At 62.0% G+C, this 25398-nt stretch carries 27 protein-coding genes; 9 read left to right on the top strand and 18 right to left on the bottom strand.

Translation table 11 applies throughout. The annotated features are described in order from the left end of the window. The first annotated feature begins 131 nt into the window (after positions 1-131). Together HV796_RS03170 and HV796_RS03165 are read left to right on the top strand one after the other, a co-directional pair. On the top strand, positions 132-341 hold the full coding sequence (locus HV796_RS03170; protein ID WP_175224993.1) for a dodecin: 210 nt from the start codon (positions 132-134) through the stop codon (positions 339-341). Positions 342-622: 281 nt separating this feature from the next. Then, positions 623-1552, top strand: a complete 930-nt coding sequence (locus tag HV796_RS03165; RefSeq protein WP_175224992.1) for a LysR substrate-binding domain-containing protein — start codon at positions 623-625, stop codon at positions 1550-1552. A gap of 62 nt (positions 1553-1614) precedes the next feature. Here the strand turns inward: HV796_RS03165 and HV796_RS03160 are convergent, their stop codons facing one another. Continuing rightward, entirely contained in the window at positions 1615-3006 is a 1392-nt protein-coding gene (locus HV796_RS03160; RefSeq protein ID WP_175224991.1) for an 8-oxoguanine deaminase, read from the bottom strand. A gap of 356 nt (positions 3007-3362) precedes the next feature. Here HV796_RS03160 and uraH point away from each other — a divergent pair, with 356 nt between their 5' ends. The 4 genes from uraH (at position 3363) to HV796_RS03140 (ending at position 7036) form a co-directional block, all read left to right on the top strand. After that, positions 3363-3716, top strand: a complete 354-nt coding sequence (gene uraH / locus HV796_RS03155) for a hydroxyisourate hydrolase (protein ID WP_175224990.1) — start codon at positions 3363-3365, stop codon at positions 3714-3716. 235 nt (positions 3717-3951) lie between these two features. Then, positions 3952-5145, top strand: a complete 1194-nt coding sequence (locus HV796_RS03150; protein ID WP_175224989.1) for a urate hydroxylase PuuD — start codon at positions 3952-3954, stop codon at positions 5143-5145. Positions 5146-5411: 266 nt separating this feature from the next. Next, positions 5412-5681, top strand: coding sequence for a helix-turn-helix transcriptional regulator (locus HV796_RS03145; protein ID WP_175224988.1), 270 nt, complete (start codon positions 5412-5414; stop codon positions 5679-5681). Beyond that, the gene (locus tag HV796_RS03140) at positions 5678-7036 is read left to right on the top strand and encodes a type II toxin-antitoxin system HipA family toxin (protein ID WP_175224987.1); all 1359 of its coding nucleotides are present in this window, start codon (positions 5678-5680) and stop codon (positions 7034-7036) included. Before HV796_RS03145 ends, HV796_RS03140 begins: the two co-directional genes overlap by 4 nt. A gap of 55 nt (positions 7037-7091) precedes the next feature. Here HV796_RS03140 and HV796_RS03135 read toward each other — a convergent pair whose 3' ends face one another. The 10 genes from HV796_RS03135 to HV796_RS03090 form a co-directional block, all read right to left on the bottom strand. Next, complete coding sequence (locus tag HV796_RS03135) at positions 7092-7604, bottom strand: ureidoglycolate lyase (protein ID WP_175225025.1); 513 nt, start codon at positions 7602-7604, stop codon at positions 7092-7094. A 14-nt stretch (positions 7605-7618) separates the two neighbouring features. After that, on the bottom strand, positions 7619-8629 hold the full coding sequence (alc, locus tag HV796_RS03130) for an allantoicase (RefSeq protein ID WP_175224986.1): 1011 nt from the start codon (positions 8627-8629) through the stop codon (positions 7619-7621). A 64-nt stretch (positions 8630-8693) separates the two neighbouring features. Continuing rightward, positions 8694-9215, bottom strand: coding sequence for a 2-oxo-4-hydroxy-4-carboxy-5-ureidoimidazoline decarboxylase (gene uraD, locus HV796_RS03125; protein WP_175224985.1), 522 nt, complete (start codon positions 9213-9215; stop codon positions 8694-8696). Continuing rightward, positions 9212-10162 carry an allantoinase PuuE gene (gene puuE / locus HV796_RS03120; RefSeq protein ID WP_175224984.1) on the bottom strand — a complete coding sequence of 317 codons (951 nt, stop codon included), beginning with the start codon at positions 10160-10162 and terminating at the stop codon, positions 9212-9214. The genes uraD and puuE overlap by 4 nt, the downstream gene beginning before the upstream one ends. Before the next feature lie 148 nt (positions 10163-10310). Continuing rightward, a complete protein-coding gene (locus tag HV796_RS03115; RefSeq protein WP_175224983.1) occupies positions 10311-11195 on the bottom strand; it encodes an aspartate/glutamate racemase family protein in 885 nt (294 codons plus the stop codon). Positions 11196-11245: 50 nt separating this feature from the next. Then, positions 11246-12742, bottom strand: coding sequence for an NCS1 family nucleobase:cation symporter-1 (locus HV796_RS03110; RefSeq protein ID WP_175224982.1), 1497 nt, complete (start codon positions 12740-12742; stop codon positions 11246-11248). A gap of 351 nt (positions 12743-13093) precedes the next feature. Beyond that, positions 13094-13813, bottom strand: coding sequence for a GntR family transcriptional regulator (locus tag HV796_RS03105; RefSeq protein WP_175224981.1), 720 nt, complete (start codon positions 13811-13813; stop codon positions 13094-13096). A 298-nt stretch (positions 13814-14111) separates the two neighbouring features. Continuing rightward, on the bottom strand, positions 14112-15038 hold the full coding sequence (gene ldcA / locus HV796_RS03100) for a muramoyltetrapeptide carboxypeptidase (RefSeq protein WP_175224980.1): 927 nt from the start codon (positions 15036-15038) through the stop codon (positions 14112-14114). A 70-nt stretch (positions 15039-15108) separates the two neighbouring features. Continuing rightward, a complete protein-coding gene (gene tadA, locus HV796_RS03095) occupies positions 15109-15825 on the bottom strand; it encodes a tRNA adenosine(34) deaminase TadA (RefSeq protein ID WP_175225024.1) in 717 nt (238 codons plus the stop codon). Between the two features lie 29 nt (positions 15826-15854). Then, positions 15855-16253, bottom strand: coding sequence for a DnaJ family domain-containing protein (locus HV796_RS03090; protein ID WP_175224979.1), 399 nt, complete (start codon positions 16251-16253; stop codon positions 15855-15857). A 600-nt stretch (positions 16254-16853) separates the two neighbouring features. Between HV796_RS03090 and HV796_RS03085 the strand changes: the two genes are divergently transcribed. The 3 genes from HV796_RS03085 (at position 16854) to HV796_RS03075 (ending at position 19855) form a co-directional block, all read left to right on the top strand. After that, on the top strand, positions 16854-17594 hold the full coding sequence (locus HV796_RS03085) for an ATP-binding cassette domain-containing protein (protein ID WP_175224978.1): 741 nt from the start codon (positions 16854-16856) through the stop codon (positions 17592-17594). A 62-nt stretch (positions 17595-17656) separates the two neighbouring features. After that, positions 17657-18652 carry an ABC transporter permease gene (locus HV796_RS03080; protein ID WP_175225023.1) on the top strand — a complete coding sequence of 332 codons (996 nt, stop codon included), beginning with the start codon at positions 17657-17659 and terminating at the stop codon, positions 18650-18652. 210 nt (positions 18653-18862) lie between these two features. Then, a complete protein-coding gene (locus tag HV796_RS03075; protein ID WP_175224977.1) occupies positions 18863-19855 on the top strand; it encodes a sugar-binding protein in 993 nt (330 codons plus the stop codon). A gap of 159 nt (positions 19856-20014) precedes the next feature. On the opposite strand, the gene HV796_RS03070 is transcribed toward HV796_RS03075, so the two are convergent. From HV796_RS03070 to guaA, 7 genes are all read right to left on the bottom strand, one after another. Then, entirely contained in the window at positions 20015-20833 is an 819-nt protein-coding gene (locus HV796_RS03070) for an SDR family oxidoreductase (RefSeq protein WP_175224976.1), read from the bottom strand. A 103-nt stretch (positions 20834-20936) separates the two neighbouring features. Continuing rightward, a complete protein-coding gene (locus HV796_RS03065) occupies positions 20937-21503 on the bottom strand; it encodes a TetR/AcrR family transcriptional regulator (RefSeq protein ID WP_175224975.1) in 567 nt (188 codons plus the stop codon). Positions 21504-21621: 118 nt separating this feature from the next. Continuing rightward, on the bottom strand, positions 21622-22044 hold the full coding sequence (locus HV796_RS03060; protein ID WP_175224974.1) for a type II toxin-antitoxin system VapC family toxin: 423 nt from the start codon (positions 22042-22044) through the stop codon (positions 21622-21624). Then, positions 22041-22295, bottom strand: coding sequence for a FitA-like ribbon-helix-helix domain-containing protein (locus tag HV796_RS03055; RefSeq protein ID WP_175224973.1), 255 nt, complete (start codon positions 22293-22295; stop codon positions 22041-22043). The genes HV796_RS03060 and HV796_RS03055 overlap by 4 nt, the downstream gene beginning before the upstream one ends. Before the next feature lie 332 nt (positions 22296-22627). Beyond that, a complete protein-coding gene (locus HV796_RS03050; protein WP_246355660.1) occupies positions 22628-23326 on the bottom strand; it encodes a nucleotidyl transferase AbiEii/AbiGii toxin family protein in 699 nt (232 codons plus the stop codon). Positions 23327-23381: 55 nt separating this feature from the next. After that, entirely contained in the window at positions 23382-23669 is a 288-nt protein-coding gene (locus HV796_RS03045; RefSeq protein WP_175224972.1) for an Arm DNA-binding domain-containing protein, read from the bottom strand. Between the two features lie 125 nt (positions 23670-23794). Continuing rightward, positions 23795-25378, bottom strand: a complete 1584-nt coding sequence (gene guaA / locus HV796_RS03040; RefSeq protein WP_175224971.1) for a glutamine-hydrolyzing GMP synthase — start codon at positions 25376-25378, stop codon at positions 23795-23797. Positions 25379-25398: the final 20 nt, after the last annotated feature.

The following is a 25398-nucleotide window of genomic DNA, read 5'->3' as shown; positions in this document are numbered from 1 at the left end:
GTCGCGAAAGCGCCCACACATTGCGCGCGTCGCGTGCCGTGTGTGCGCTCGGGCACGTCGAGTGCATGCAAATCCGGGGATTCGCCGCAGTCTCATTACCTATACTTTTGTTGACCCATCGGAGGTGCATCATGAGCGAGCACGTGTACAAGATCATCGAAATCACCGGCTCGTCGCCGAAATCGAGTGACGACGCGATTCGCGGCGCGATCGACAAGGCGTCCAGAACCTTGCGCAATCTGTGCTGGTTCGAAGTGCTCGAAACGCGCGGACATATCAACAACAACCAGATCGCGCATTGGCAGGTGACGATCAAAGTCGGGCTGCGTCTCGAAGACTAACGCGCGACATGCGCGTTGAAATGCTGCACCCGTGCCGGTGCGGCATGCTCTCGTCCGACGGCTTCGTCGTTTTCTGCGTTTTCCGCGAATCGCCCACTTCGGTGGGCCCGATTTCTCTTTTGTCCGCCAGCATCGTCTAATGGTTGTGCACATCGGGCCGGGCGGCCCCGCCGCAGCGTGCTCTGCGGGAAAGCCTCTCTTGACGGCTCGTGGCTTCTATATTAAAAATGATATGCCCCCGCCATGCAACGATCAGCCACGACATATACTCCGGAGAGGTCATGAGTCAGCAACGCGAGGCGATCGACACCTATCTGCTGCGCGTATTGCATACGCTGCTAATGGAACGCAGCGTCACGCGCGCGGCGGTCAAGCTCAACCAGTCGCAGCCGGCCATCAGCGCGGCGCTGCGCCGCCTGCGCGACATCACCGGCGACCCGCTGCTGGTGCGCGGCAAGTCCGGCATGGTGCCGACCGAATATGGGCTGCGGCTGCTCGAACCCACGCAAAACGCATTGCGTGAAATCGAGCGCATCAAGTTCCAGCAGCACAGCTTCGATCCTGGGACGTCGATCCGCTGTTATCGAATTGGCTGCCCGGACTACCTGAACGTGCTGTTCGTGCCGACGGTCGTCGAACGCTTCCGGCAGGCCGCGCCGAACGCGACGCTCGAATTCCATTCGCTCGGCCCCGCATTCGACTATGAGCTCGCGCTCGAGGACGGCAAACTCGACACGGTCGTCGGCAACTGGCCGGAGCCGCCCGAACAGCTCCATCTGTCGAATCTGTTCGTCGATCAGATCGTCTGCCTGATGGGCAATACGCATCCGTTTGCGAAGCGCGGCTCAATCACGCTCGACCAGTACCTGAATGCCCCTCATCTCGCGCCGACGCCCTATTCGGTCGGCCAGCGCGGCGCAATCGACGTGCATCTCGCGCGCGAGCGGTTAAAGCGCCATGTGGTCGTCACGCTGCCTTACTTCAATCTCGCGCCGTACGTGCTGATCAAATCCGATCTGATCTTCACGACGACGCGGCTTTTCGCCGATTACTACGCAAAGTTCCTGCCGTTGACCGTGATGCCCGCGCCGCTCGACTTCCCGCCGATGCAGTACTACCAGCTGTGGCATGAGCGCGTGCATTACTCCGATGAAGTGCGGTGGCTGCGCAGCCTTGTCGCGGAAGCCACGCGCACGCTGATCGACAAGTGACACTGCCCGCACGGGTGTCCGCCGCCACGTCGCGCGTCACATCCTGCGTGGCATCGGCCGTTTCATGCGGCGGCTTCGACCAGTTGTCGCGCCAAACGGTTGTGCCGCTCGATCAGCGGGCCGAGTTCGACGGTGCTCAAAACGCCGTTTTTCACCACTTGCCTGCCGCCGATCACGCTATGGGCCACCTGTGACGGCGCGCAAAACACCAGCGCCGCCACCGGATCGGACAACGCGCCCGCAAAAAGCGGCTGGCGCAGATCAAACGACACGAAGTCCGCCGCCATGCCCGGCGCAAGCACACCGATATCATCGCGACCCAGCACCGTCGCGCCGCCGAGCGTCGCGATTTCGAGCGCTTCGCGCGCGGTCATCGCGTCAGGACCGAAACCGACTCGCTGCAACAGCAGCGCCTGCCGGACTTCGGCCACCATCTGCGACCCGTCGTTCGATGCGGAACCGTCGACCCCCAGGCCGACCGGCACCCCCGCGAGCCGCATCCGCTTGACCGGGGCAATGCCCGACGCAAGCCGCATGTTCGAGCACGGACAGTGCGCGACGCCGGTGCCCGTGCGCGCGAACAGATCGATGCCCGCGTCGTCGAGCTGCACGCAGTGCGCGTGCCAGACGTCGCGGCCGACCCAGCCGAGGTCGTGCGCGTACTGAGCCGGCGTCATGCCGAACTTCTCGCGGCTATACGCGACGTCGTTGGTGTTTTCAGCCCGATGGGTATGCAACGACACGCGGTAGTGCCGCGCGAGCGCGGCGGACTCCCGCATCAGGTCGCGGCTGACCGAAAACGGCGAACATGGCGCGACGACGATCCGCAGCATCGCGTAGCGTCCTTCGTCGTGATAAGCCTCGATCACGCGCTGCGTGTCTTTCAAAATGTCCGCTTCGCGCTCGACCACCGTATCCGGCGGCAAACCGCCATCGCGCTGCCCGACGCTCATGCTGCCGCGGCTTGCATGAAAACGCATACCGATCCGCTGCGCCGCGTCGATGCTGTCATCAAGGCGGCAGCCGTTCGGATAGAGGTAAAGATGATCGCTCGACGTCGTGCAACCCGACAGCAGCAGTTCGGCCATTGCGGTCAACGTCGACACCTCGATCATCTCCGGCGTCAGGTGCACCCACACCTTGTACAGGCTCGTCAGCCAGCCGAACAGCTCGGCGTTCTGCGCAGCCGGCAGCGCGCGCGTCAGGGTCTGGTACATGTGATGGTGCGTATTGACGAGACCCGGTATCACCAGATGGCCACGCAGGTCGAGCACGTCGTCGGCTGTTTGCGGCAAATCGGCCGTGGCGCCGACCGCGACGATCCGGCCGTCTTCGATATAGAGCCCGGCGTCACGCAGCTCGCGCCGCGTATCGTCCATCGTCACCAGAACGTCCGCGTGTTTCACCAGCATGGTGTGGATGCTGCCACGGGTGTTGCGCTGCGTCGCTGTCATGCTTTCCTCCTTGATCGCGGTCACCTTCGGCGTTCAAAATCCGCTTGGCAATGCGTGCCGCCGCGATACCGCGGTTCACGCCGTCGATATAGTCGGCCCGGCCGACCCCGGCGCCGACATGTCCGGCGCGCCGCTCGCGCGGGGGGCGCGACTCTGCGGCGCGCGGCTTATGCGTTAGCCATTATCTTTCCTATCGCGGCCTCGCGAGCTTCGTCAATGTTTCTACAATGCATGTCACGGCGCTCGCTTGAATCCGCCGACGGGTATGTAGCCACTGACGTGGAGCCTCGATCCGCCGCCTGGTAGAGGGATCGGGTTGCCGCTGAAACCTCGCATTCACCCAAGGAAAATCGCGAATGGGCAAGCTCACTACCCACGTGCTCGACACGGCGAACGGCCGTCCGGGCGCGGGCATCAAGATCGAACTCTTCGCGCTCGCGGGCGATACGCGCCGCGCGCTGAAAACCACCACCACCAACGCTGACGGCCGCTGCAACGAGCCGCTGCTCGAAGGCGGCGCGCTCGTCGCCGGCGAATACGAACTGGTGTTTCACGCAGGCGACTATTTCGCGGCGGCCGGCGCACCACTGCCACAGCCGCGCTTCGTCGACCGCGTCGTGCTGCGCTTCGGCGTCGCGGATGCGGCTGCGCACTATCACGTGCCGCTGCTGGTTTCGCCATGGTCGTATAGCACGTACCGCGGCAACTGAGCGGCCGCGACGCAACGCGCGCGACGCATCGTTGCATTGCGCGCCGGGCGCTGCCGGGACCTGTTATGCAGCCCGGTGGGCGACCCCATCAAGGCACGCCACGGAATGCGACGCATCCGGAACGGCAAGCAAAATAGCGGTGTGCCTCACCCGCAGCAGGCGTGGTGCTTCGATTGACGCGTAGCAACGCGCTTTCAGCCCCGCGCCTGCGACGAATCGGAAGTGGAGGAGTTTCATGGAAGGCTTTATCACCGACTGGCTGAATCTCGCGATCCGCTGGTTTCACGTGATCGCGGCGATCGCGTGGATCGGCGAGTCGTTTTACTTTGTCGCGCTCGACAACAGCCTCAAGCCGCCTCAGGACCCGAACCAGCGCCGCCGCGGCGTGTTCGGCGAACTGTGGCACGTGCATGGCGGCGGCTTCTACAACATGCAGAAGTACACGGTCGCGCCGCCCGAGATGCCCGACGACCTGCACTGGTCAAAATGGCCGTCATACACGACGTGGCTCTCCGGCTTCGGGCTCTTCACGGTGCTCTATCTGTGCGCGCCAAACACGTACCTGATCGATAAGAACGTGCTCGACATGGGGCCGGTGGTCGCGGTCGCCTCCGCAGTCGGCTTTCTCGCCGGCGGCTGGATCATCTACGACTCGCTGTGCCGGCTGCTCGGCAAGAACGACCGCGTACTTGGCGTTTGCGTGGCACTCGTCGTACTGATCGGCGCGTGGCTTGCGTGTCATATCTTCGCCGGCCGCGCCGCGTATCTGATCATGGGCGCGACGCTTGCGACCATCATGTCCGCGAATGTGTTCTTCGTGATCATTCCGGGCCAGCGCAAGATGGTCGACGCGATGCTCAAGGGCGACACGCCGAACCCGATCTACGGCAAGCGCGGCAAACAGCGCTCGGTGCACAACACCTATTTCACGTTGCCGGTCGTATTCGCGATGCTGTCGAATCACTACGCGATGACGTACACGCATCCGTACAACTGGGCGGTGCTGGCCGTGATCATGCTCGCCGGCGCGCTGATCCGGCAGTTCTTCGTGATGCGCCATCGGGGCCAGGTGTTGTGGTATCTACCGCTCGCGGGCGTCGCACTGATGGCGGCTGCGCTCGTCTGGACGATGCCGAAGCCGGTCGTGCCACAAGCCGAGGCCGCCAATGCGCCGAAGATCAAGGTTGCGGATATCGCGCCGATCCTGCAGCAGCGCTGCGTCGCATGCCACTCCGCGCATCCGACACTGATGGGAAGCGCGCCTGCAGGTGTGATGTTCGATACGCCGGCTGAAATCTCGCAGAATGCGCAGCGGATCTATCAGCAGGCGGTGACGCTCAAGGCCATGCCGCTTGGCAATGTCACGCAGATGACGGATGACGAGCGGCAGAAGATCGCCGCGTGGTTCCAGGGTGGCGCGTTGCAGTAGGTTGCGGCGGTAACGGGAGGGTCGGGCGCATGCCTGTTTGTCCCCGGGCGCATCGGGCAAAGGCGGCCTCGCGTGTGAGCGCGAGGCCGCCTTTTTGTTGCCTGGGGAAGGCTCGCATGGTCCGCGCTTTGTAGCCTACGAGCTACAGTTTACTGCGTCTCGGTTGAAATTGTGGCCCGTGGGATACCATTCCATATGATGGAGTTGTATCTCTTGAGCTACAATAATCATGAAAATCCGAAACTTGGTCGCCCAAGGGCTACAAAATGACTACGCTCGCTGATGTTTCAGACATGTTGAAGGAAGCCCGCCACGAAGCCAGTCTCTCGCAAGAGGAATTGGCACGCCGGGCCGGTGTCGCCCGTACCACCGTGGCGCGCATGGAAACGCTTGCGAAGGGCGACATGAGCGTATCCGTACTCGTGCGTCTGCTGGAAGCCGCGGGCTGCGATCTCAAGGTCGTTGCCCACGGGTTCGGTCGTACGCTCGACGATATCCTCATCGAGCAGCGCGCAGCACCGGGGCCGAATCGATGAAGCTCGATGTCCATGTAAGGGGCCGCCAGGTCGCCTCGCTGTTTCGCGAGCGCGACGAGTACGTGCTGCAATACAACGGCGATGCCGCGCCCGCGGACTTCGTCAGTCTGACGATGCCCGTGCGCGAAGCACCGTGGCGCTGGCCGCGCGATCTGCATCCGTTCTTCCGGCAGAATCTGCCGGAAGGATACCTACTCAATCTGATCCGCGAGCAATTTGGTCCTCTGCTCGACGGCACCGATCTCTCGCTACTCGCCGTCGTCGGTGCGGTCGGCATCGGGCGCGTGGCGGTGACGCCGGAGGGTGTGCCGCCCGGTACCGAGCTGCATCCGCTGGATATCAAGGACATCCTGCACGGCGACAATACTACGGAGCATTTCGCGGCGCTGGTGCGCGACTACGCGCGTGCCGCGATCTCCGGCGCGGTGCCGAAGTTTATCGCGCCCGAGGCGTCGCCTGCCGGCACCGCTGCACCGCCTGTCGTTGCGGCATCCCTCGGAAAATCGACGATCAGAACCAGCCGATACATCGTTAAAGGCTCCGACGAAAACACGCCTTTTCTCGGCTTCAACGAGTTCTACACGATGCGTGTGCTCGATCATGCCGGCGTCGTGCCGGTCGCCCGCACGCAGATGTCCGACGATGGCCGGGCACTTGTCGTCGAACGGTTCGACGTCGACGAACAAGGTCTGCCCATGCTCGGTGTCGAAGACATGTGTGGTCTACTCGGCTTGCCGCCACACGAAAAATACAACTCGACCACGGAGAAAATGCTGAAGGCGGCGAAAGCCTATTTGCTGTCGCGCGAAAACCTGCGCACGCAATTCGAACAGCTCGGCTGGCACCTGCTTGCCAATTACGTCGTGCGCAATGCCGACTGCCACACGAAAAACGTCGCCCTGCTCTATTCAAACGCTGACGACGTAGCCTTCTCCCCCGTGTACGACATCGTGACGACGCAGGCCTATCCGCGATTCGCGACGAATCCGCCGGGCCTGCCAGTCGAAGGGCGCAAGACCTGGGCGCCCGGCAAAACACTTGAACGTTTCTTCAATACACGCATGGGCATTCCACCGCGACAGTACGCCCAGATGGTGGAAACGCTATGCGATTCGGCCGTCGAGGTCGGTCATCAAGTCATCGAAGCGGCGCGTAATGAACCGCAATGGCGCAATGTCGCCAAGCAGATGCTGCACGCGTGGAACGACGGCATGGCCTCATTGCGGAGCCCAAAGAAAGGCGCAAGGCTGAAAGGCCTGACCCAGGCAATCGAAGCGGCGGGATTTTCTTCCGCACAGCCGCCCGTACCCGCGCGCGAGGTGATCGGGCATTCGCCTTTGCTTGCAAAACGTTAGACGGTGAATCGACAGAACCAGGCGGCCCGCCCCGTCGCGGGCCACCCTGACAGCATCAATACGTGACGACGTTCAACGCATCATCCGTCAGCCACAACGACTCAGCCAGATCCTGCTCGTTCAGGTTCAAGCCGTCGCCGCCGCGATCGACGACGATAAAGTCGCTGACTTCGCCCAGTGCGATCAGCGGATGGTGCCAGACGCCTTTTGCATAGTTCACGCCCTGCCAGCCGCCTGTCACGAACGCACGGATCGCCTGCGGATCGAGTTCGCCGGCCGGGGCGACGACAATCAGGTACGGCCGGTCGTCAAACGGAATGAACGCCTGGCTGCCGAGCGGATGCCGCTCGAGCATCTTCACTTCGAACGGCAACGCGCGCGGCTGTCCGCGAAACAGATTGACGAGCGTGCGGCCACCGCCGTCGCTCACGTCCACCTTTGCAAGATCGTGGTAGCGGATCGTCGTGCCCAGATTGATCGGGATCTGTTTCGCGCCTTCAAGCTCGATCACATCACCGAACGGCGCGAAGGCTTCGCGCGTCAACGGCTCGATGCGCAGCGTCTTCATTTCGTACGCGATGTTCATGCGAGCGTGCCCCACAGCCGCAGACGGGATACGCCGCCGTCCGGAATAATGTTGAAGCGCACATGCGTAATGGGCCCAAGCGCCTCCAGTTCGCTTTCGAAGAAGTGCTGCTTGTCCATCTGCAGCTTCTGCTCGCCGAGCAGCACCGGCCAGAACATCGCCTGCGTGATCAGCGAACTGTCGGTGCCGCCGGTTACATAGGCGGCCTGGATCGAGCAGCGATCCGGAAAGTTGCCCTTGAAGTGCGCGGTGTCGACTTCGATCTTGCGGATCACGCCGGGCTGCGCCAGCGCGACGATCGCCCAGTCGTTACCCGGCTCGCGGCGCCGGCGCGTTTCCCAGCCGTCGCCCATGTTGACGCCGCGGCCCGGCATCAGGATGGTCGATGCCGCGCCGAAGTGCTGGTTGTTTGCGCCGACCAGATACGCGCCGTTTTCCATCGCGGCGAGATCGAACAGTTCGGTACGGCTCGCGCCCGCCCAATCGACCTGCGGCTGCCCGTACACGCGCAGGCGGGCAATGCCGCCGTCCGGATAGATGTTCACGCGCACGTGGGTATACGCATTGGAGTCGGTCACTTCGAGATAGTGATGGCTGTTGCCTTGCAGCGTCGTCGAAGGAACAATCGGCGTCCATTGGGTCGACTGGTTCGGCGCGCCACCGACAACGCGCGCCGCTTCCACCGATGCCGCTGGCGGAAAATTGCCGGTGAAATGGCTCGTATCGACGTCGAGCCCCTTGATCGCGCCGGGCCGCGCGAGCTTCACGATGCACCAGTCGTAGCCGGTCGTGCGCTTGCGGCGGGTTTCCCAGCCATCCATCCACTTGCCGTGTTCGTCGTATTTGCCGGGAATGAAGACCGCGGGCTCCGGATTGAGCATCCGGTCTTTCGGCGCGAAAAACTCGTCGCTCGCTTCGAGCGCTTGCGCGCCGAGCCGCGGGTCCGCGAGATTCACATAGCGGCGCGTGAAATCGGGTGCATTGGGGTCGAGAATCGGGAGTGCCATCGTTGTCTTCCTTGAAGTCTGTTTGATGCGTACGGGTTCGTACGCGGTCTTCGTGAGTGCGCGTTCAGCTGCCGATCAGGTCGTCGAGCCGGAAACGCGCGATCCGATAGATCTGCTCGAGGCTCGCGCGCAATTCATCCGCGCGGCTACTGCCGACGCGCGCCTCGAAGTTCGCGATAATGCCGTGCCGGTCATAGCCGCGTACCGCCAGAATGAATGGGAATCCGAACTTGTTTCGATACGCCGCATTCAGGCGCAGCAACGTGTCGAATTCCTGCTGCGTACATTGATCAAGGCCCGCGCCGCTTTGCTCGCGCGTCGATTCCGCGGTCAATTCGCCACGTACCGCAGCCTTGCCCGCGAGCTCCGGGTGCGCGTTGATCAACGCAAGTTGCTTCGCCTCCCCTGCCGTTTCGACGATCAGCGACATCTTGCTGTGCAGGTCGTCAACGCTCGCGAACGGGCGCAATTCGGCGGCCGCTTCGGCGACCCACGGCGAATGTTCGAAGATGCCCGATAGCGTCGCGACGAACGCATCCGTCGACACGCGGTTCAGTTGATCGAGGGTGGTTTGCATCGCTTTCATGCGGTTTCCCCGCGTTCCGGTTGCTGATAAGGATGGTGCTCGCGCCAGTGCCGCGCGATGTCGATACGGCGCGTCACCCACACGCGGTCGTGCTGTTCGATGTGATCGAGAAAGCGCTGCAGCGCGCGAAAACGCCCCGGGCGCCCGAGCAGTCTGCAATGCATGCCGATCGACAGCATCTTCGGCGCTTCGTCGCCCTCCTCGACCAGCACGTCGAATGCGTCGCGCAGATACGTGAAGAAATGGTCCGCGGTGTTGAATCCCTGCGGCGTGGCAAAGCGCATGTCGTTGGTGTCGAGCGTGTATGGGACGATCAGTTGAGGCACCTTGGCGCCGCCCGTGACGTCGACGTCCATCCAGAACGGCAGGTCGTCGCCGTAGTAGTCGGAGTCGTACAGAAAGCCGCCATACTCCGCGACCAGCCGATGCGTGTTCGGACTGTCGCGGCCCGTATACCAGCCAAGCGGCCGCACGCCGGTCACCCGCTCAATCGCCTCCATGCCAAGCCGCATATGCTCGGCTTCACGCTCCGGCGTGAAGTCCTGATAGTGAATCCAGCGATAGCCATGGCAGGCGATTTCATGTCCGAGTTCGACGAACGCGCGCGCGACTTCCGGATTGCGCTCGATCGCCATGCCGACCGCGAACACCGTGAGCGGCAGACCGCGTTTTTCGAACTCGCGCAGAATGCGCCACACACCAGCCCGCGAGCCGTACTCGTAGATCGACTCCATGCTCATGTGTCGCGCAGGAAACGACGTGGCGCCGACGATCTCCGACAGAAACTGCTCCGACCCGGTGTCGCCGTGCAGGACACAGTTCTCGCCGCCCTCTTCGTAATTGAGCACGAACTGCACGGCAATACGCGCGCGCCCGGGCCAGTTCGCTTGCACGGGATGACGGCCATAGCCGATCAGGTCGCGTGGATAGTTCGGATCGAGTGACATGATTTGACTGGAAACAGCGGTTGACTTGAACACGCGGCGTGGCATTGATGCACGCTCGACGATACGGGCTCACGCGCGGTGCGGCAGGGTTCAGCCAGTGTAGCCAAAACCCCCGGGTGCGCGCATACACCCGGGCCGATAGTGCGGGTCAGACTGGATGTATATGCGATGCGCCATCTTCGGCGGCGGCGTTTGCGCTGCGACTTGCCATGACGCTCGTCGCGGTATCCGCGGTCGTACTCATCGTCGCGTTCGCCGCGTGGTTCGCGTTTACCCGCATCGAATTCTGCGCATCGCCTTCGGTCGGACTGAAGCGGGCAAATGCGCCGTCGTAGCGTTTCGCCAGCGGGCGCGCGTAGTCGCCGCGCTTCGCGGTCGACAGGCGCAGCGCAATCAGCGCTTCGACCCATTTGACCGCCGCCGTCACCCCCTCGACAACCGGCGCCCCCAACGCATCCTCGATTTCCGCGCATAGCTCGACCATCCCCGCGCAACCGAGCACGATCGCATCCGAGCCGTCTTCATCGAGCGCTCGCCGGCATTCGTCGACGATGATCCGGCGCGCGGCCGAACCCGGCTGGTCGAGATCGAGCACCGCGACGTCGGTCGCGCGGACGTTGCGGCAAAAGCGCTTCATGCCGTAGCGTTCGGCAAGGTGCCACGCCATGCCGCAGGTGCGCGACAGCGTCGTCACCACGGAGAAGCCCGGCGCGATCACACTTGCCGCGTGCATCGCCGCTTCGGCGATGCCGATCACCGGGCCGCGCGCGACTTCACGCGCCGCATAGAGGCCCGGGTCGCCGAAGCATGCGATCACGTAGCCGTCGCAGCCTTCGCGCTCGCCCGCCACCACTTCAGCAAGCAGGCCCGGCGTCGCCCATGCTTCGTCGTAGTAGCCTTCGATCGAAGGCGGCCCCATCGTCGGGCTCACCGCGATGATTTCCGTACCCGGCGCGGCGATGTTGCGCGCACAACGACCCATCGTCTCGGTCATCCGCTGGGTCGTGTTCGGGTTGATCAGTTTGATACGCATATCGACTCCTGTTGCCGCGCGAGTGCGCGCTTGACTGCATGGCGATCATGTCACTTGTGCGCGAGCATCCGATAGAACACGGCGCCCAGTGCCGCGCCGACAAACCATGAGAAATTCGCGAGACCGCCGAACGCCGGCACCATCACGCACAGCACCGCAATCAGCGCTGCCGGCAGCAACGCCGCGACCGCACGGTAATTGACACCGTTCCGATACCAGTACGTGCCCTGCTCCGACACCGTGTACAGATCGTCAAGCACGATCTTCTGGCGCTTCACGAGGTAGTAGTCGACGATCAGCACACCATACAGCGGCCCGATAAAGCTGCCGAGCACGTCAAGCGTGTAGTGGATCACTGCCGGGTTGTTGAACAGGTTCCACGGCGTGATGAAGATCGACGCGACCGCGGCCAGCATGCCGCCCGCGCGCCAGCTGATCAGACGTGGCGCGACATTCGAGAAGTCGAACGCAGGCGAAACGAAGTTGGCGACGATGTTAATGCCGATCGTTGCGATCGTGAACGTAAGCGCGCCGAGAATCACCGCGGTCGGATAGTCGATACGGCCTACCGTTTCGACGGGATCCGTGATCAGTTCACCAAACACCGGCAGCGTCGCGGCGGTCGTGATGACGGTCACCAGCGAGAACGCGAGAAAGTTGACCGGCAAGCCCCAGAAGTTGCCGCGCTTCACGCTGCGAAAGCTCTTGCCGTAGCGCGAGAAATCGCCGAAATTCAGCATCGGGCCCGAGAAATACGACACGACAAGCGAGATCGCCGTGATCATCACCGGCACGACCTCCATCCCGTGATACTTGACGCCGCCCAGGTTGATGCCGATGTTGCGCCAGCCCGCGCGCCACACCATGTAACCGGCGAGGATGAACATCACGACATAGACTGCCGGGCCCGCGAAATCGATAAACTTCTTGATGGTCTCCATCCCGTTCCAGAATACGAACGCCTGCAGCACCCACAGCAGCATGAAGCCAGACCAGCCGACCGTCGACAGGCCCATGAAGCCGTGACGATGCACATCCGCATACGGAAGCAGTTGCGGGAAGAACTTCAACACGACGATCACCAGCGCGCTCGATGCGAGGTAGGTCTGGATGCCATACCACGCGACGGCGATCAGGCCGCGAATCACGGCCGGCACATTCGCGCCGAGCACACCGAACGTCGCACGGCACGCAACCGGATAAGGCACGCCGTTTTGCTGGCTGGGTTTAGCGATCAGGTTGCACAGCACATTGACGAACGTGATGCCGACCAGCAGCGCGATCAGCACCTGCCAGCTCGTCAGGCCAAGCGCGAACAGGCTTCCCGCGAATACATAGCCACCCACGCTGTGCACGTCGGACATCCAGAACGCGAAGATGTTGTACGCACCCCACGTCTGTTTGTGCAATGGTGCAAGATCTTCGTTGTACAGACGTTCGCTATAACCGGCAGGCAGCGGTGGTTCGATTGCCGCCACGCCGCTGACGCTGCTGTCTTCGTATGCGGGAATAGCCGGGTTGCCCGGTGCCGCGCTGAACTGAGCCATGAACTCCTCCAAGGATTGGGATCATCGGTCGAATGCAGGTCGATGCCTGGGTCGATGCCTGGGTCGATACCCGGGTCAAAACCCGCGTCAAAACCGATTCGCCATTGCATCGTGCATGCCAGTCATGCGGCCGCTCGTCGTCAAGTGGCGGCCGATGTGTTTCGCATGCGCTTTGCCGCGGTTGTCTCCGTACTTTCGTACTTGTTCTAATGGCTTCGGCAGAAGCCGCGGACCTCTGCCGGAACGTCGCCGCGTGATGCGTGCCGCCTGGCGGTGGCGCGTATATCGCGATCTTTCAGTTCGAATTCAGTGCAGCGCGCACCGCACGCGAGCGTGCGGCAAACGCCTGCCTCATCCTGATGCGCGCGGTCCCGCGCGCGTGCCGAATACTTCGTGCAGATCGGCCGGGCCGGTCGCCGGCCGGTCGAGCATCTTCAGTTCAACGCTCTGCAAATGGCGCGACATCAATGACGCAGCGCTTTTTGCATCGCCGGCGTCGAGTGCGCCGAGAATCGCTTCGTGGTCTTCGAACGAGCACGGGCTACGTCCGAGCGATTCATACAGCGCCGAGATCAACGTTGAGCGCGCAACCAGTCCGCTCAGGCAATCGCACAGCACCGTATTGCCGGTCAGCGACGCGAGCTCGGTGTGGAATTCGCCGGACAACCTGATCCATGCGGGAAAGTCGCGTGTCTCGAACGCTTTGCGCTCGCGGCCGATCATTCCGCCAATCGACTTCAGGCGCTTCACACCATGCCCACCCGCGCAGATCTTTTCGACGACCGCCAGCTCGATGATGCGGCGCATCTCGAACACCTCATGCACTTCCTGCAGCGTCGGACTCGCGACGAACGCGCCACGATTCGGTTCGAGGTCGACAAGCCGGTCGTTCGCGAGCAGCGTAAGCGCCTGACGGATCGGTCCACGCTTGACGCCGAACACATCGCATAACTGCGCTTCAGTCAGCTTCGAACCGGGCGCGAGGCGATGCTCGAGAATCGCCGCGCGAATGCGCTCAGCGATCGCTTCGGATTTCGAACCATTCGACGGGGCGGTAGACGTGTCGGACATGATCGGGCTGGCCGTTTATTGAGATGCATCTTAGGACGACGATAAGAATTGTCAACAATTTTTATACTGAATTTTCGACAATTCTCATGGAATCCTAGTCAGCACAGGGCGCAGCCGCCTTGTCTGGCGCGGCTGACTACCTGAAGCGCATGACGGATGGGCTTACTTCAATGGAAGGGAGGTTTACGCGGCGGGGACATTTTGTCGACAAAATGTCGAGCGTCGTCGACACGCGTCCGTGATTTCGCGTGTGTGCACACGAGCGAGACCAATCAGCTCCGCTCTTTTATTCTTCAGCTCATTCGAGCACGGGATGTCCGGACAGCGTGAGCCGGAAACCATGCGCATCCGCCACCAGATGCGCATCGGCACCCACCGGCAAGGTCACCATGTCCGGGACATGGCCGAATGGCAGCCCCGTGATCACCGGCATGCCGACGACCGAACGCACCTGCTCGATCATCGCGCTCAGGTCGTAGCCGTTGTCGTACTCGAACGGCTTGCCGCCGGAGAAATCGCCGAGGATCAGCGCCTGCTGCCGGTCGAGGATGCCGGCCAGCTGCAGTTGATAAATCGCGCGTTCGAGCCGAAACGGCTGCTCGTTGACGTCTTCGATAAACAGGATGCCGCCTTCGACCGGCGGCAGATACGGCGTGCCGACCAGCGACGTCAGCACGGCCAGGTTACCGCCCCACAACGTGCCGGTGACGTCCGCCGACTGCACCTGCGGCACGGTGCTCGTGACGGTGAAGGTCGGCTGGGTCAGCGCATGCCAGAAGTGCTGCATCGTGAATTCGCTGACCGCCGGCGCGCCGAAATCGCCGACCAGCATCGGTCCGCCGAACGACGCGACGCCACAGCGCGCGAGCAACGCAAGCTGGATCGCGGTGAAATCGCTGTGTCCGACGAAGGCGATCGGCTGATCCTGCAAGCGACGCTGCAAACCGTCGTAGTCGAGGCCATGCAGAATACGCACCGCGCCATAGCCGCCGCGCACCGCCAGCACGATGTCCGGCAGGTCGCGCGACGGATCGGCGAGCCGGTTCAGTTCCGCGGCGCGCTCGCTGTCCGTGCCCGCGAAGCGTTGAAAGCGCCGCTGCGTTGCCGGAATGTTCTCGAGATGATGGCCTTGCGCACGCAGGCGCTGCAGCGCGAGATGCAGCGCCGTGGGATCGTGCGGGTAACCCGAGGGCGCAATCAGTTCGATTTTGCGGTGCGCGATCATAAGCGGCTGGTGAGTTGTTGTTAGTGAGCGGCGCGACGACTACGCTTTTGCGTCAACTCCGGTTTGCCGTTCAAAGCGGCCAGCGCGTGCCGGGGTCGCCGCTGTCCCGGGCTTCGACGGCGGTGCCGGATGCGTTTGTCGCGCCGCCGGCATCATCGCCGACGCCGGTCGACGCGGCAAGTCTGGCGCGCGCATCACGTGCGGCGCGCCGCCGGTCTGCGAAAAACGAACTCAACGCGAGCCCGCATTCGGCTTCGAGTACGCCACCGATCACTACCGTGTGATGATTCAGCTGCGTATTCGCAAATGCATCGACGACGCTACCGCATGCGCCGGTCTTCGGATCGCGCGCGCCAAACACGACGCGCGCGATGCGCGCGTGCATGATCGCGCCGGCACACATCAGACAAGGCTCGAGCGTCACAAACAGCTCGCAGCCCGGCAAGCGGTAGTTCTGCAGCCTGTCGGCGGCCGCTCGAAGCGCCGCCATCTCGGCATGCGCGGACGGATCATGGGCGCCGATCGGATGGTTGAATCCCTTCGCGATTACTTCGTCGCCACGCACGAGCACCGCGCCAACCGGCACTTCACCGGCCGCACGCGCCTCTTCGGCGGCGGCTTGCGCGAGCCGCATGAAATAGCGGTCACGCTCGGAGGCGGTTTCAGGTTCAGGGAGCAAGGGAGTCTCTGAGGACGCGCAACGCGCGTGCGGCGCTATCGCCGTTTCGTCTTCAGATATATCAGATTTTTCGACCGCGCTGATTTCGGAACCGGCATGCGCCGGCATCGCGACGGATTTGTCCGCGGCAGCGGCCACTATGAGGTCGTGTCGTCGGCATCGGCGCCGGCTACACGCTCCGACAGGCGCTCAGCAATTCGGCGGCAGTAGTCGCGCGGCACCAGCATCGGGCCGCCGCGCAGCGATTCGAGCGCCATATCGAGCGCAAGCATCTTCACCTGCAGCCGGCAGCGCGTCGCCCGGTCGCTCACTGCGGCCAGTTCGTCCTGCAGGCTATGCAGCGCCCGCAGTTGTTCGATGGCCGGCGGCACGAAGCCCGCATTCTTCAGAATCCGGTTCGCGACGCGCACTTCCTCGGGGACCAAGGGGTCGTCTTCGAAATTGAGCGGCGCACCCGCGCCCGGCAATTCGTCGAATTCACCACGCGCGGCTGCGGCGGCAATGCGTTGTTCGACTAGCGCATCAAGCAATTTCATTTGCAATCCACTACGTTGCGGCTCGGGCATTCTAACAGCACCCGGCGTATATGTTTCACTCGTAACATAGACGAGACAACCTGGATTCGGAATTATCTGATTGCTAGCGCTTCCGGCAAAGATATGGTTGAGCGTTTGGGTGTTTAAATATGCAAAATCAAAACATATTGATGTGCTTGCGATTGCATATTTCGGTCAATCCTCCCGACTCTGCGCAAAGGACCCATGCCGGAAGTGAGGAGCCGGAATCGATGTCGACAGATGTCGGATGCGCAAGATACGCAGCTCGCGCGAAGTCACTGGCTCGTGCCGCGTTCGGCGCCATTACGTTGACGGTGGCACTGTCCGGATGCGGCACGCTTTGCGGATTCACGGGTGGCAGCGGCAGCGGATTTGCCGGCGGATGTTCGACGGGCATGCGGTTCTAGCGCGCCGGCGGTGCAGCGCTGCCCCCTGATCGGCTGTCTCCTGTTTCGCTTCTCGACCGATCGTCGGGAGAAACCCGCAATTGTTTTATAAAGACATGCTCACTAGCATGTCAGTCGTTGCCCGACCGAACCGAACCCGTGGGCTTGACTACTGGAGCGAGCGCGACAGGCCATGAGTCTTCTTGAACTCAGAGGCATTTCCAAGCACTTCGGCGCCATTCATGCGCTGAACGACGTGACGTTCAGTCTGGAGCCGGGCCAGGTGGTCGGTCTGATGGGCGACAACGGGGCCGGCAAATCGACGCTGGTGAAGGTCATCGCCGGGAATTTTCCGCCGTCGCACGGCGAAATCCGCATCGACGGCAAGCCTGTGCATTTCAGCAAACCTGTTGACGCGCGCGCCCAGGGGATCGAGGTCGTCTATCAGGACCTCGCGCTTTGCGACAACCTGACGGCAGCCGCCAATGTCTTCCTCGGCCGCGAGCCGCGCATCGGTTTCGGCCCGATTCGCATTCTCGACCACGCGACGATGTACCGGCGCGCCGGTGAACTCTTCAAAGAACTTAAATCGGAGACGCGGCCGCGCGATCTGGTGCGGCAAATGTCCGGCGGTCAGCGGCAGGCGGTGGCGATTGCGCGTACGCGCCTGTCCGACGCGCGGCTCGTCATCATGGATGAGCCCACGGCCGCGATCAGCGTGCGCCAGGTGGCGGAGGTGCTCGGCCTGATCCGACGCCTGTCCGAGCATGGCATTGCGGTCATCCTGATCAGCCACCGCATGCCCGATGTTTTCGACGTCGCCCAGCGCGTGGTCGTCATGCGGCGCGGACGTAAAGTCGCGGACAAAAGCACGGCCGCGTCCTCTCCGGAAGAAGTCACCGGACTCATCACCGGAGCGATCACCACCGCCTGAACCTGCCATCGCATAGCAGAGGAGACCTGAAATTGAACGATGCGCCGGAAAGGCCTACGCCGATGCAGACCTTGCTTGACGATCCGCAATCGGCCAAGACGCATACCCGCTGGAGCGGGTTGCTCGCGAGCCAGGTGTTCTGGGTCGTGCTCGCAACGATCGTCGCCTGCATTCTGCTGTCGCTGACGACCTCGACCTTCGCGACATCGCAGAACCTGTTCAACGTCACGCGCAACTTTGCGTTTGTCGCGATCGTCGCGCTCGGCGCGATGGCGGTGATCGTGACGGGCGGCATCGATATTTCGGTGGGCTCGACCATCGGCGTCAGCGGCGTCGTCCTCTCGGTCGTCATGAATGCCGGCTATCCGATCTGGGCCGGCATCGGCCTCGCGCTACTGACCGCCGGGTTCGTTGGCCTCGTCAACGGCGTGCTGATCGCCTATCTGAACATGCAGCCGTTCGTCGTGACGCTCGGCATGCTGAGCGTCGGCCGCAGCCTCGCGCTGGTGATCTCCCGCAGCCGGACCATTTTCGAGTTCGGCCCCGACGGTAGCAAACTCCTCGCGCTGGGGGGCGGCTCGACCTTCGGCGTCGCCAATCCGGTGTGGTTCCTCGTGGTCCTTGCCGTGCTTTTCTGGTTCGCCTTTGCGTTTACGCGCTGGGGGCGCTACGTGTTCGCAGTCGGCGGCAACCGCCATGCGGCGAATCTCACCGGCGTTCCGGTGCGCCGCGTGCTCTGTTCTGTCTATGTGCTCGGCGGCCTGATGGCAGGCGTCGCGGCCGTCCTTGAAGTCGGCTGGCTCGGCGCGGTGACGACGGGCCTCGGCACCGGCGACGAACTGCGTGTCATCGCCGCGACGGTGATCGGCGGCACGAATCTGATGGGCGGCATCGGTAGCGCTTTTGGCACCGTGATCGGCGCAGCGCTCATCGAAGTGATCCGCAACAGCCTGATTCTGCTCGGCGTCGACTCGTTCTGGCAGGGCACGGTCGTCGGTTCCTTCATCATTGTCGCCGTGCTTTTCAACCGGCTCGGCAGCGAGCGGCAACAAGATTGACATGTCTTCGGACGCACGCACCGCGCTGCGGTGAGTGCCATGGGAGGCGGTGCGGCCGGGCGATGCGCGGAACGTCCGGCCGCAGATGTTCGCAACACCGCAAGATTCCGCGGGGAGGTTAAAGCTCGAACACGAGCTTTCCTGGGATCGTTGTGAAAATGGGCGAGCAGACAGCGGCACCGCACAGCCGGCGCCGAACAGGAGGAAACAATGAAGAAAATGTTGATGTGTCTTGCTGCAATCGGGGGCTTCGCGATGCTGGCCTCCCCCGCGTTCGCGGCCGATAAGACTCTGGCACTGGTGGTGAAGGGTCTCGACAACCCCTACTTCGACCTGATGCATCAAGGATGCGATCGGGCGAACAAGGAACTCAACAAGCAGGGTTACAACTGCTACTACACCGGCCCCGCAACCGCGGCGGACGAAAGCGCCGAAGTACAGATCATCGACGACCTGCTGACCAAAGGCGTGGCGGCCATTGCGATCTCGCCGTCGAACGCGCCGGCCGTGGCGGAAGTGATACGCCGCCGCAACACGTCGATTCCAGTGATCACCGCGGATGCCGATCTGCTGCCGAAGGACCAGTCGCTGCGCAAGAGCTACGTCGGCACCGACAATTACGAACTGGGCTACAAGCTCGGCGAGCAGTTGAAGCTGCTGAAACCGAAGGGCGGCAATATCTGTCTCGTGATGGGCAACCCGGCGGCCGAGAATATCAACCAGCGTGCGCAGGGCACGCGCGACGCGCTGTCCGGCAAGAAGAACATCGCGAAACTTGCCGGCGAGAACGGCTGGCATGAGATCAGCGCCTGCCCGCTCTATGTGAACGACGATGCCGCGAAGGCCAATCAGATGATGCAGGACACGCTGACCGCCAACGCCACGGGGCTCGATGCCTTTGTGCTCGAGGGCGGCTGGCCGCTCTTTGCGCCGCAGGCTTATTCGCAGGTCGTCCAGCCGATCATGGACAAGATCGCGAGCGGCAAGTTCGTGATCGTCTCCGCCGATACGCTCGGACCGGAACTGCAGGCGCTGAAGGACCACAAGGTCAATGTCCTTGTCGGTCAGCGGCCGGAGGAAATGGGTTATCAGGCTGCGATGGTCATGCGTGACCTTGCTGAAGGAAAGACGGTCAAGCCGATCATCCACACTGGTCTCGATACCTGCACGTGGAAAAATGCGGACACCTGTCTCAAGCATTGAATGATGGCTGGGGCCGGTTGAATCCGTTGCGAGAATCGGCGCCGCGCGCGATTCGGGAGCCGGGGCAGCGATGCTTCGGCTCTGCGACGCAGGTTCGAATGCGCGGTCGCACGCGCGATCGAATGCGTAGTCGAACACACGGCGGCGCGATGCGATTCGCTATGCGAAGTTTGCTGCGATTGTCGCCAGGTAGTCTTCGATCGGCATCGATGCGCGCATCTGCATCAGATCCTTGCTGGTTTTACCGACCAATGTCCTGAACCGATCGCTCCTGCCGGTCGCTAGCGCATCGATCTCGTCGACGATCCACTGCGGATCGTCTCTCAAGCTTTCGTCCGCCGATTTCATCAGCGCATTCACCTTGCGAATCAGCGGATCGTAGTCCCTGATATCCGGATGCGTGTTGAACACCACTTTCTCGACAAAGCGGTTGCCCTTGAACCCGCCCGGTTCGACGAGATGCAATTCGATATTGAACGGCTTGAGCTCGTAGTACAGCCCTTCGGTCAGACCTTCGAGTGCGAACTTGGACATGTTGTACAGCGATCCGGTCGGCACCGCGGTCGTCACGCCCATAAACGAACTGATATTGATGAACCGGCCGCCTTTGCGCTCGCGAAAGTGCGGCAAAAACGCGCGAATGACATTGATCGGGCCGCGCACGTTCACCGCGAATTGCCAGTCGATCGTGTCTTCCTCGGCAAATTCCAGCGGACCGTACGAGCCCACGCCGGCGTTATTGACGACGACCTCGACGTCGCCGAATGCATCGACAGCTGCGTGGACGGCAGCGCGTGCTTGCACAGGATCGGTCACATCGAGCTTGAAGAGACGGATCCGCTCGTGCGCCGCAAGCTCGGTCTCCCGGTCGGGATCACGCATCGTCGCGGCGACATTCCAGCCTTGCTGCGCGAAATGGATCGCCGTGTGCCGGCCGAGGCCGCTGCTGGCGCCGGTGATGAAGATCGACTTCGTCATGAGCGTTCCTTGTGTATTTTTTGACTCTCGGTCAACTGCAAATAATTGACCGTTTGATCCATAACAAGGCACAAAAAAGCGCGCAAGATTTGATGCGCGCGATTCAGCCGAGACTACGCAACGCCATCCGCGCGATATCTCGCAGCACGTCCTTCGGCGCGCCGCCGCGCGCCGCGACCTTGATACCCGACAGCGTCGCACCAATAAAATGTGCCGCTGCACGCTCATCGATGTCAGCCGCGATTTCACCACCTGCTTTTGCCTGCGCGATGCAGCGCTCGAGCGCGGCGCGCAACGTGTGGGCGGCGGTCTCGGAGAGCGCCGCGATCTCAGGATCGGAGCGCCCGAACTCGCAAACCGCGTGTGTACCGAGGCAAGTTCGCGCAGGCCTCGCGACAAATTCGCTCAACAACTGCTCGATACCTTTACGCGCGGACGTTGAGCGGTTGAGCACCTGCAAATGTTCCGACACGCTCGCCGCGACATAAGCACGCAACGCCTCGAGATACAAGCCGCGCTTGTCACCAAACGCGTTGTACAGACTTTGCCGGCTGAGGTTCATCGCCTTGAGCAGGTCTTCGGTGGACGTACCCGCATAACCGCGCTCGGAGAATGCCTCGATGGCCTGCTCCAGCGCTTCGTCACGGTCGAATTCTCTCGGTCTTGCCATGGGTTTGAAGCTTCACAGATATGGACCGATTTGTCAATAACCGAGGAACACCACGCGGCAAGCGGAGCCAGAGCCCGTTCAGTTTCTAGCCGCGCGGGTCCGTCAAGAAACGTTCAGTTCAAGAAACTGCCCATGGGTTGACGACTTCGATGTCGCAATTGACGAAGTCTTTGACATTGCGCGTAGCCAGGATCGCACCTTTGGACTGCGCGATGGCGGCAATCATCGCGTCGAACTCTTCGATTGGCCTACCCGCTTCTTTCCTTGATGCGAAAATCTCGGCATACCTCCGCGCGGCATCGCGATCGAAGCTCAGGACTTTGCCAGCGAAGTCGACATTGAGAATTGCGTTGATCACGGCCGACTTCTTTTCCTTTCGCTCGCTGTGCTCCATTGTGCGAAGGCCATAGAGCATTTCCACCTTGGTAATTGCGGTAGTGAAAAGTCTGTCGCGCGACTGCGCCCGAAACCAGATCATTGCCCGATCATCCGGATCGGGCTTCATCGTCTCCGACAGAACGTTGGTATCGAGAACAATCATTCGTCAAAATCCACCCGACCGTTGATCTTCCTGCGCTCAGGCAGATTCAGTTCGATACCGCCCAGCGGCTCGACCCGGCTTCGAATCACGTCCAGCAGATTGCGCGGGTCGTGCGGGGTTTCGTCCTCGGAAAGTGCAGCGCTCAGGATGTCACGAACCTCGTCTTCGATCGAGCGACCACGCCGGGAGGCTCGAGTACGCAGACGCGCTTCAAGTTCGTCATCAATGTCATTGATCGTCACGCTCGGCATGGTAGTACCTCCATCAATCGGTTGATGGAATTCTAGTGAAGATCCGTGAAGTCTCCAACCGCTGCGCGCCGGACTGACTGCGGCCCCTTCGCCAGGAGCCGTTGCGTCTAATTTGATTGCTACGCGCCGAGTGGTAGTGACAAGAGTTGACATAGGCTTCGCCTCCTTGTTTGTGCGACGCCTAAACTATTGCATCGATTCCGCAGATGTGTTCCAACCAGGTGCGTTCAATTGAGCCCAGATGGAATTTGACTACGGCAATCGGCCAACCACTCGGGCGATGTGTCGCTCACGCGATACATCACCCTGCATCTTTAATTCTGTATTCCTGATCAACCTCGCAGCGTCATGGCGCGCAGCAGCGCGTCGATCTGACCGAACGCATCCTGCTGCCACTGTTCGGGCGTGCGGTCACCCAGCGCGCGCGTGTCTTCGACGAAACGCCTCACGCGGGTGGGCCCGTATCCCTCGAAACTGTCGAACTTCTCAGCAATGTACCGGAAGCCCCGTTCGCCGCTCGCATGCCCCAACAGCGGCCGACACTCTCGTGCCAGTGCGTCGATCCCATCGGCGTAGTTCCGCACGCAGTAGTAGATGTCGTAGGCGTCCTTCTGCTTGTAGCGGCCCGCCAGTGCATGGCCCTTCATCGCTAGCAAAGCGGGGATCGAGCACACCGCGATCTTTACGCGGTTCGTTCCTCCGTCCGGCATCGGCCCTGCCACTGCCACGAGTTGATAGAACCGCATCGCCAGATCAACGCCATCCGCCCGCTGCACGGCAAAATCGCTGATCAAGGGCGGATCGTTTTTGACGATTTCGGCGTCGCGGGGCATCAAAAAATCAACTACGACGTCGATTGCTTCCCCGCCATCTCGTGTGGGAACCTGACGTACCAGCTGAAAGCGCCGAAGTCCTTCACGCTGGGCGTATCCATGGCCTTGAAGCGCACCGATCAAAGTGGCGTATTCGCCATCGCCAAGCGCTTCCGCATCCAACCCGACATCCACGTCCAGCGGGCCGACGTGGGGCATGTCTTCGCTGGCCAGCAGCAGCCAGGGAACCGCTCTTTCATCCAATTAGCCTCTTTCAACATATGCTGAAAGTAGCGTTTCTCGCGTTGCTTTTCAAGCGCGGCGGTATGCCCTTGAGAACGCTTTTCCGCGCGTCCAGGAGCAGTGCGCGCGCCATTGCCAGCGAGATACCGTGCGGGCCATAGCGCCCGAGGGTCAGCGTTTCCCGGCGTCCGTCGAAACGGTAATCGTGCGGAACGTGACGGCACTGCCGGGATACCGTCACGTACATCCGGTCCCGGTCAGAAGCCTTATAAATCTTGGACTTAGGCTTCAGATTACGCAGTGCAGCGTCGGTAAGCATCGAGGTTTTCCTCCCGTTTTTTTGACGGTTCTAACCGTCACGGATCAGGAGACCTGCTGATGCTGGGAAAGCCGCATAAAACAAGCTTTCCCGACAGCTGGCGATAGTCCTCGAAGGACGTCAATTCACTCCCACTCAATCGTCGCCGGTGGCTTCCCTGAAATATCGTAGACCACCCGGTTAATCCCCCGCACCTCGTTGATGATCCGGTTCGACACATGTCCGAGCAGATCATGCGGCAGATGTGCCCAATGGGCAGTCATGAAGTCGAGCGTCTGTACCGCGCGCAGTGCAACCACATACTCGTACGTGCGCCCATCTCCCATCACGCCGACGCTCTTCACCGGTAGAAACACCGCGAACGCCTGGCTCGTCAGGTCGTACCACGACTTGCCGGTCTCCCTATCGATAAACGTGCGCAACGTCTCGATAAAGATCGCATCCGCGCGACGCAGCAAGTCAGCAAAATCGCGCCGCACTTCGCCGAGAATGCGCACGCCCAGCCCCGGCCCCGGGAACGGATGGCGGTACACCATCGCCGGCGGCAACCCGAGCTTCACGCCCAGTTCGCGCACTTCGTCCTTGAACAACTCGCGCAATGGCTCGAGCAGCTTCAGGTTCAATGTCTCGGGCAAACCCCCGACGTTGTGGTGGCTCTTGATCGTGTGCGCGGCCTTCTTGCCCTTACCCGCCGATTCGATCACATCCGGATAGATCGTCCCCTGCGCGAGCCACTTCGCGTCAGTCAGTTTCGCCGCTTCCGCCTGAAACACCTCGACGAACTCCGCGCCGATGATCTTGCGCTTCGCTTCAGGATCGGTCACGCCGGCAAGTTTCGACAGAAACGCTTCGCTTGCGTCGACGTGAATCACTGTCACGCCGAGATGGTCGGCAAACGTCGCCATCACCTGCTCGGCTTCGTTCAAACGCAGCAAGCCATGATCGACGAACACGCAGGTCAGCTGGTCGCCGATCGCACGGTGCAGCAGCGCGGCCGCCACCGACGAATCCACGCCGCCCGACAGGCCGAGAATCACATGTTCGTCGCCGACCTGCGCGCGAATCTTGTCGACCGCCTCGTCGATATAGTTGCCCATTTCCCAATCGGGTTTCGCACCGCAGATCCGCAGCACGAAGCGCTCGAGCATCGCGCGCCCCTGCATCGTATGCGTGACCTCCGGGTGCCATTGCACGCCGTAGAAATGGCGCGTCTCATCGGCCATCGCCGCGATCGGGCACGATTCGGTCGAGGCCATCAGCCTGAAGCCGGGCGGCATGTCGAGCACCTTGTCGCCATGGCTCATCCACACTTTCAGCATGCCGTGACCTTCCGGCGTGCGGAAGTCTTCGATGCCGTCGAGGAAGCTCGTATGATTACGCGCCCGCACTTCCGCATAGCCAAATTCGCGCAGGTGACCGGTATCGACCTTGCCGCCCAGTTGCTCCGCCATCGTCTGCATCCCGTAGCAGATTCCCAGCACCGGTACGCCGAGTTCGAACACGGCCTGCGGTGCGCGCGGCGTGTCCGTGTCGACGACCGAATTCGGCCCGCCCGACAGGATGATGCCCTTCGGCTTGAACTCGCGAATAAACGCGTCGCTCACGTCGTGCGGATGAATTTCCGACAGCACGTGTGCTTCACGGATGCGACGTGCAATCAGTTGGGTGACTTGCGAACCGAAGTCGAGGATCAGGATTTTGTCATGCATGGCGAGCGGTATCGAATGGA

The sequence above is a fragment of the Paraburkholderia humisilvae genome, assembly GCF_902859855.1.
Lineage (GTDB): Bacteria > Pseudomonadota > Gammaproteobacteria > Burkholderiales > Burkholderiaceae > Paraburkholderia > Paraburkholderia humisilvae.
The sequence above is the reverse complement of the archived record's forward strand: the minus strand, read 5'-3'. Positions and strand labels throughout refer to the sequence as shown.